Below are 7,819 nucleotides of genomic sequence, written 5' to 3'. Positions count from 1 at the left end.
TTGACGTCCGTGGACAGCCCCCACGCCGACAGGAACAGGATGGCGAAACTGCCGGCGGCGGCGACGAGCGTCGCCAGGGTCAACCACTTCACGGGCGCGCCGCCGGGTCGACGGGGAAGGGCGGCAGCTCGGCGCGGCCGACCCAGGCGTCGAAGATCGCGTCCAGGTGCGAGGTGGTGATGCCCCGCTCGCGGCAGAACCGGTTGGCCAGGGCGCGGAAATCGACGGCGTCGACCACCGAGTGGCGGTTCTTGGTCGTCCACGCGCGCACGAACTCGAAGAACGCCTCATCGCCGAGCAGCAGCCGCAGGGCGTGGACGGTGATGGCGCCGCGCTTGTACAGGCGGTCGTCGAACATGTCGACGGGCCCGGGGTCGGCGATGCGCAGGTCCTGGGGCTTGCCGGCGAGCTCGTCGTAATGCTCCCGCGCGGATTCCTCCGCCGTCGGGCCGCCGGCGGCCTCGGCCCAGATCCACTCGGAGTAGCAGGCGAAACCCTCGTTGAGCCAGATGTCGCGCCACTGCGACAGGCCCACCGAATTGCCGAACCACTGGTGCGACAGCTCGTGGGCGATCAGCCGATTCCACGTGTCCTTGCCGTCGGCATGGTTGGCGCCGAAGATCGACAGGCCCTGGGCCTCCAGGGGGATCTCCAGGTTGTCCTCGACGATGACCACCCGGTAGTCGGGGAAGGGGTACTCGCCGAAGCGGTCGCGGTAGAGCTCGAGCATCTTCCCCTGGTCGCGGAAGTCGTGCTTGACGCGTTGGACCAGGTGCGCCGGGGCGTAGGCGACGACGGGCGCCACCTCGCACGGCAGCTCCACGCGGACGTACTGGCCGATCTGGATGGTGACCAGGTAGGACGCCATCGGCTCCGCGGACGTGAACGTCCACCGGCGGCGCGACCCGCCGACCTTCTGCGGCGCCGACGGGCGGCCGGTGGCCACGACGGTGTACGGCGCGTCGCAGGTCACGGCGATGTCGTAGCGCGCCTTCGTCTCCGGGTCGTCGTCGCACGGGAACCAGCTGGCGGCGCCGATCGGCTGCGACGCGATGAGCGACCCGTTGGTCAGCTCCTCCCACCCCAGCTCGCCCCACTTCGACTTCACCGGGCCCGGATTGCCGGAGTACCGCACCGTCAGGTTCAGCGTCTCCTCCGGCTCGAGCATCCGGTCGAACGTCACGCGCAGCTTCCGCCCCGACTGCCGCCAGCGTGCGACGCCGAGTTCCGAGTTGCGCACGTCGGTGTCCGCGTCGACGGAATCGACGCCGAGGACGTCGGCGAAGTCCAGCGTCAGCCCCTCGATGTACGCGTTGACCTCGATGTGCAGCACGGCCGTCGCCTTCAGGCGGTTGGGGCCGACGCGGTAGTCGAGGTCCAGGTCGTAATGGTCGACCAGGAAGCCGAGGTTGAACGGGATGCCGGTGTAGTCGTTGGTCGGTTGCACGCCACTCACTGTAAACGGGCGGGCCCGTCCGGGCTTCGGGCGGGCGAAAAAGAGTGCTTTGCGACGCCCGCGCGCGAGCCGGTCGGCCGGGCGTCGAAAGCGGCGGGGGAGCATCACACGAATCCGAACGCCTCGGACACCACGAGCAGGGTCAACAAGGGGAAGACGGCGGTGATCGCGCCGAGCGCGACGAGGACCCAGTGGCGGGACACCGCCGCGAGGATCATCGCCACCATCCCCGCGACGCCCACGGGGATGAACAGGTTGCCCAGCGTCACCAGCCCGGACAAGGGGCCGACGAGCGTCACGATGATCGCCACGACGCTGATCGTCAGCGAGGCGTTCGCGAGCTTCGGGGCGAATTGCTCCTCGTTCATCCCAGCGTCCTCCACAACCAGGAGTGGATCAGCGCCTCCATGTGCGCGACCTGGGAATTGTCGGCCGCGCCGGCGTGGCCGCCCTCGGTGTTCTCGTGGTAGTCGACGGGCTGGCCGGCCTCGCGCAGCAGCCACGCCAGCGAGCGGGCGTGGGCGGGGTGGACGCGGTCGTCGCGGGTCGACGTGGTCACCAGCGCCGGGGGATAGGGGCGGTCGTCGCGCCGGGCGATGCGCTGCACCGGCGACCACTTGCGGATCGCGGCGCCCTCGGTCGCGTCATCGGGATCGCCGTACTCGGCCATCCACGACGCGCCCGCGGACAGTCGGTGGTACCGCAGCATGTCCGCCAGCGGAACCTGGCTGACCACCGCGCCGAGCTTCTCCGGATACGACGTCAGCGCCACCGCCGACAGCAGGCCGCCGTTGGAGCCGCCGCGGATGGCCAGCATCTCCGGCGTCGCGTACCCGCGGGCGACGATGTCCTCCAGCACCGCACGGTGATCCTCGTGGACCTTTCCGCGGTTGAGCTTCACCGCCGACGAATGCCACTCCGGCCCGAACTCGCCGCCGCCGCGCAGGTTCGCCTCGACGGACAGGCCGCCGCGGGCCAGCCAACCCATGCCGCGCGTCGCCGAGTAGCCCGGCACCAGCGAGACCTCGAAGCCGCCGTAGGCGTGGACGAGGGTCGGGCGGGGCTCGACTGAGTTGTCCTCTCCGTCCAACAGCCCGGTGATCCGGTACGGGATCTTCGTGCCGTCGGCCGACGTCGCCCAGTGCAGGCGGGTGGACATGCCGGTCGCGTCGAAGAAGGCGGGCGCGCGCCGGGCGACCCGCGGCGTCTCGTCCGAGCCGGACTCGGTGAGCCACAGCGTCGCCGGCTCCAGCGTCGACGAGCCCGCGAGCCACAGTTCGTCGTCTCGCGTCGACGACGTCCCCACGACCGCCACCGAGGCCGACTCCGGCAGCCCCGGGATTTCGCCCTCGGCCCAATCGCCGATCGACAGCGTCACCAGGCGGGTCGCCACGTCCTGCAGCAGCGTCAGCACCAGGTGGCCCTTCGTCCACGCCACCGACTGCAGCGAGGTGCGGTCATCGGGCGCGAACAGGATGCGGCTGTCCCGAGATCCGGCGAGCCAGTCGTCGAAAAGCGCGACCGCGAGCCCGCCCGCCGGAATGCCGTCGAACTCGGTCCGGGGCATGAGCAGCAGGTATTCGCGGTGCACGCTCACGCGGCAATCGTCGGGAACTTCAATGATCTGCAAGCCCCCATCGGTTCGCACGAAGCGCCGCGAGCTGTAGAAGTCGATCGCCCGCTCCACGAAGAGCCGCTCGAAACCCTCGGTGGCGTCGAACCAGCCGCCGACGGCGACGTCGTCGTCATGGCCGGAGAAGATCAGCTCCGCCTCCCGCAGCGCCTGCCCGCGCCGCCACGAGAACACCTGCTTCGGATACCCCGACGCCGTCAGGCTGCCCGACCCCATGTCGGTGCCCACGAGAATCTCGTCGCGGCCCACCCACGACACGTCCGACTTCGCCTCCGGCAGCTCGAACGGCGACTCCGCGACGAACTCGAGCGTCTCCAGATCGAACTCGCGGATCACCGACGCATCGGCCCCGCCGCGGGACAAATGCACCAGAGCCCGGTCGTAGTCCGGGTACCGGCACTGTGCGCCCTTCCACACCCAGTTCTCGCTTTCCGACGCCGCCAGCGCATCCACGTCGAGCAGCACCTCCCATTCGGCCGCGCCGGACAGGAACGACTCCGGCGACGTGCGCCGCCACAGGCCGCGCGGGTGGTCGCCGTCGCGCCAGAAGTTGTACAGGTGCTCACCGCGGCGCACCGGGTAGGGGATGCGGGCGTCGGTGTCGAGGGCGGCGCGGATGTCCTTCTCCAGCGCATCGCGGGACGGGTCGCCGTCGAAGAGCGATTCCGTTTCCGCGCTGCGCTCCCGCGCCCAGTCCAGCGCGCGCTCGCCCGCGATGTCGTCGAGCCAGGCGGGCACGCTGTCGGTGGGCATGAAGCGCGGGGCGGCGGCGGAACCCGTATCGGCGCTGATGTCGGCAAAGGAAAATCCCATGACCCGAATCTAGGTCATGGGATGGGGGCCACCGGGCGGAACCCGGAGGAAAGGCCGGTCACGGAGCCTTTGAGGGCCCGGCGCAGGATTCCTAGTAGAGGACCTTGGAGAAGAGGACGTCCCACGACTCGTGGAGGTCATCCTGCCAGTAGCCCCACGAGTGGGTGCCGGAGTTGCCCAGGTCCCAGTGGGCGTCGATGCCCAGCGAGTCCAGCTTCGCCTTGAACACGTTGGTGCAGAAGTTCGTGCCGCCCTCGATGGCCGAACCCGTGGTGCGCTGCGCGATCAGCTGCGTCTCGGTGTCCACGTTCGGGTGCGCGGTGGTGTCCCACTCGCCCCACAGGCCCGTGCCGTTGGAGATGTACATCTGCTGGCCGCGCAGCTTCTCCGCATTCACCAGCGGGTCGTTGTGCGTCCAGTTGTCGCTCGGGCGCGGGCCCCACATCTGCTCGCCGGTGACGCCCTTGCGGTCCAGCACCAGCTTGATGGCCTGCGCGCCGATCTCGTCGGACGTCTGGGCACAGCCCGAGAACGAGCCGACGCCGTCGTACAGGCCCGGGCTGTGCTGCGCGAAGTTGAGCACCGACGTCGCCGACATGGACATGCCAATGATGCCGCGCTTGCCGTTGCCGCCGATCTTGGCCTCCAGCGACTCCGGGAGCTCCTTGGTCAGGAACGTCTCCCAGGTCTGCTTGCCCAGCTCGGTGTTCGGGTCGACCCAGTCGGTGTAGTACGAGAACTCGCCGGCCTGGACGATGACGACGTTGACGTTCTTGTCGGAGAAGAAGTCGATGATGTCCGTCTGGTACAGCCAGGAGGCCTTGCCCTCGCCGCCGTCGGCGCCGTTGAGCACGTACAGCGTCGGGCGCGGGGCGTAGATCTCGTCGTCCTGCAGGCCCTTCGGGTGGATCCACACCAGCGGAACGCCGCGGTCCATGGACACCGAACCGGCCCAGACCTCCTTGACGTTGTCGTGGCCGCGGATCTGCTCGCGCCAATGCGGGTTGACCTTCTCCAGCTCACCGATGCCGATCGGTGCCGGGGTCGCGCCCGCGGCGTCCGCGATCGGGGTGCCGACGGGATTGGGGGCCGGGGCCTCGGCGGCCGGCTGGGCGATGGACGCCGGAGCCAGCGTGACGGGCATCAGGGCGACCATCGCGGCGGCGGTGGCCGACATCAGGCGGCGCTTGCGGGTGTTCTTCATTGTGGGCTCCAGTCGACCGGCGGCGGTCATGAGGATCGGTTCGTCGCTGCACGCGTGCCCGGGACGCGCTCGAAATCGGGCGTACGCGTAAAACACATGGCAGATTACCCCAGCCGGAGACGCGCCGAAAGCCGGGGGACGTGGGAGTTTTCGGCGATCGAGGCGTCGTGCGGCGGCCGGTGCGGTGCTGCGGGGGATGTGAACTGGAGTTACGCCAGTTAAAGTTGTGACTAAAGTGAACTGAAAATTCCCCGGGGGCATCCCCCCATCGCCCCCGCCGCCCGAAAGGACCCGCCATGCTGCCGCATGAAACGCTGCTCGTGCTCTTCTTCGAAATGTTCGGCGTCTCCCTCAACGAAGGCTCGCTGTCGCTCGGCGAGATCCTCGTCGCCCTCGGCATCTTCTGACCCGCCGCCCTCGACCTTGCCGGCCCGCCGCCCCCCGGGGGCTGGAGCCGGGATGACTGGCGACACAACGCCGCGTAATCTTGTCTCCGTGGCTGAACATTATGATCTCGTTGTCCTCGGCGCCGGCCCCGGCGGGTACGTCGCCGCCATCCGCGCCTCCCAGCTCGGCCTGAAGGTCGCCGTCGTGGAGAAGCAGTACTGGGGCGGTGTCTGCCTCAACGTGGGCTGCATCCCCTCCAAGTCGCTGTTGAAGAACGCCGAGGTGGCGCACATCTTCAACCACCAGGCGAAGACCTTCGGCATCTCGGGCGATGCGTCCTTCGACTTCGGTGCCGCGCACGACCGCTCGCGCAAGGTGTCCGCGGGCATCGTCAAGGGCGTCCACTACCTGATGAAGAAGAACAAGGTCACCGAGGTTGACGGCTGGGGTGAATTCAAGGACGCCAACACCATCGTCGTCACCGACGGCAAGGACGAGGGCACGGAGCTCACGTTCGACAACGCCATCATCGCGACCGGCTCCGTCGTCCGCTCCCTGCCGGGCGTCGAGCTCGGCGGCAACATCGTCTCCTACGAGGAGCAGATCCTCTCCTCCGACCTGCCCGACTCGATGGTCATCGTCGGCGCGGGCGCCATCGGCATGGAGTTCGCGTACGTCCTGGCGAACTACGGCGTGGACGTCACCATCGTCGAGTTCATGGACCGCGTCCTGCCGAACGAGGACGAGGACGTCTCCAAGGTCATCGCCAAGGAGTACAAGAAGCTCGGCGTCAAGCTGCTCACCGGCCACAAGACCACGGCCATCGAGGACAAGGGCGACTCCGTCGAGGTCAAGGTCGAGTCGAAGGACGGCAAGAAGTCCGAGACCCTCACCGTCGACCGCGTCATGGTCTCCATCGGCTTCGCCCCGCGCACCGAGGGCATCGGCCTGGACAAGGCCGGCGTCGAGGTCGGCGAGCGCGGCGAGATCCCGATCGACGACTACATGCGCACCAACGTCGACCACATCTACTCGATCGGCGACGTCACCATGAAGCTGCAGCTGGCGCACGTGGCCGAGACGATGGGCGTCATCGCCGCCGAGCACATGGCCGGCCACGAGACCGACGTCATCGAGGACTACCTCAACATGCCGCGCGCGACGTTCTGCAACCCGCAGGTCGCGTCCTTCGGCAAGACCGAGGCCCAGGCGAAGAAGTGGGCGGAGGAGAACGACCGCGAGATCACGGTCTCCACGTTCCCGTTCTCGGCCAACGGCAAGGCGCAGGGCCTGGCGGAGGCCACCGGCTTCGTCAAGCTCATCGCCGATGCGGAGCACGGCGAGCTGCTCGGCGGTCACATGGTCGGCGCCAACGTTTCCGAGCTCATGCCGCAGCTGGTGCTGGCGCAGAAGTACGAGCTGACCTCCGAGGAGATCGGCCGCGCCACCCACATTCACCCGACCATGTCCGAGGCGATGAAGGAAGCCGCCGAGGGCCTGATGGGCGAGATGATCAACCTCTAGATTTCCGTTTCACCAGCGTCGTACGCCGGTCCCGGGTCGTGCCCGGGGCCGGCGTTCGCGTTCCCGCGTGGGCTCTGGCGTCGCCGGGCCGAAAAAAAAGGGGGTTGCGGTCATGTCAACGATGTGCCATAGTTGATGTATCAACAACGGAGGGCGCCCCGATAGGACCGGAGCGCTTCCACCGTTGGGCCGGCGTTCACGGCGCCGGCCCGTCGCAAAGCAAAAAGCACTCCCGAAAGGATCCCCCATGACCTCCGCCGCCACGTACGCCGCCCGCCTCTTCCCCGGCCTGTTGTTCCTCAACTCCGGCCTGGGCAAGCGCAACCTCGACGCCGAGACCGCCGCCGGCATGCAGGGCTTCGCCTCCGCCGGCATCCCGGCCGTGTCCAAGCTGGACCCGAAGACCTTCGGCAAGCTGCTGTCGGCCGGCGAGATCGCCACAGGTGCGGCGCTGCTCGCCCCGGTACTGCCCAACCGCGTCGCCGGTGCCGCGCTGACCGCCTTCGGCGCCGGCTTCATGTCCATGTACCTGCGCGCCCCCGGCCAGCGCCAGGAGGGCTCGCTCGCCCCGACCCAGGACGGCATGTCCCTGGCAAAGGATTCCTGGCTGCTGGGCATCGGTGCCGCTCTGCTGCTGGCGGGCGACAAGAAGTAAAGACTGCTTGACGACGGGGTCGGCCGCATCCGCGGTCGGCCCCTTCGCGCATTTCGGGGTGGTTCTTCGGGGGCCGCGCCCGGGACTGCGTCCCAGTGGGGAACCCTAGTACGGCGCCACCGAGGAACGGTGCGCGTTGACGTCGAT

6 protein-coding genes are annotated in these 7,819 nt (G+C 68.6%); 2 read left to right on the top strand and 4 right to left on the bottom strand.

What is annotated here, in order from left to right; all coding sequences use genetic code 11:
* Positions 1–88: 88 nt before the first annotated feature.
* The 4 genes from GX015_RS06185 to GX015_RS06170 form a co-directional block, all read right to left on the bottom strand.
* Complete coding sequence (locus GX015_RS06185) at positions 89–1,447, bottom strand: M1 family metallopeptidase (RefSeq protein WP_291343639.1); 1,359 nt, start codon at positions 1,445–1,447, stop codon at positions 89–91.
* Between the two features lie 113 nt (positions 1,448–1,560).
* Positions 1,561–1,824: a hypothetical protein gene (locus GX015_RS06180; protein ID WP_102212093.1), complete on the bottom strand. Its 264-nt coding sequence runs from the start codon at positions 1,822–1,824 to the stop codon at positions 1,561–1,563.
* Positions 1,821–3,842, bottom strand: a complete 2,022-nt coding sequence (locus GX015_RS06175) for a prolyl oligopeptidase family serine peptidase (RefSeq protein ID WP_291343640.1) — start codon at positions 3,840–3,842, stop codon at positions 1,821–1,823. Before GX015_RS06175 ends, GX015_RS06180 begins: the two co-directional genes overlap by 4 nt.
* 151 nt (positions 3,843–3,993) lie before the next feature.
* A complete protein-coding gene (locus GX015_RS06170; protein ID WP_291343636.1) occupies positions 3,994–5,106 on the bottom strand; it encodes an alpha/beta hydrolase family protein in 1,113 nt (370 codons plus the stop codon).
* 495 nt (positions 5,107–5,601) lie between these two features.
* Between GX015_RS06170 and lpdA the strand changes: the two genes are divergently transcribed.
* Positions 5,602–7,017 carry a dihydrolipoyl dehydrogenase gene (gene lpdA, locus GX015_RS06165; protein WP_291343634.1) on the top strand — a complete coding sequence of 472 codons (1,416 nt, stop codon included), beginning with the start codon at positions 5,602–5,604 and terminating at the stop codon, positions 7,015–7,017.
* A 247-nt stretch (positions 7,018–7,264) separates the two neighbouring features.
* Positions 7,265–7,672: a hypothetical protein gene (locus GX015_RS06160; protein ID WP_291343632.1), complete on the top strand. Its 408-nt coding sequence runs from the start codon at positions 7,265–7,267 to the stop codon at positions 7,670–7,672.
* The last annotated feature ends 147 nt before the right edge of the window (positions 7,673–7,819 follow it).

This window comes from Corynebacterium sp. (assembly GCF_012837295.1).
Taxonomy (GTDB): Bacteria; Actinomycetota; Actinomycetes; order Mycobacteriales; family Mycobacteriaceae; genus Corynebacterium.
Note: the sequence above shows the minus strand (reverse complement) of the source record. Positions and strands in the feature narration are given on the sequence as shown.

Bases quoted from the DNA above. Each gene is read 5' to 3' on its own strand.
- GX015_RS06180 (WP_102212093.1), bottom strand. From the start codon at position 1,824: ATGAACGAGGAGCAATTCGCCCCGAAGCTCGCGAACGCCTCGCTGACG.
- GX015_RS06175 (WP_291343640.1), bottom strand. From the start codon at position 3,842: ATGCCCACCGACAGCGTGCCCGCCTGGCTCGACGACATCGCGGGCGAG.
- GX015_RS06170 (WP_291343636.1), bottom strand. From the start codon at position 5,106: ATGAAGAACACCCGCAAGCGCCGCCTGATGTCGGCCACCGCCGCCGCG.
- GX015_RS06160 (WP_291343632.1), top strand. From the start codon at position 7,265: ATGACCTCCGCCGCCACGTACGCCGCCCGCCTCTTCCCCGGCCTGTTG.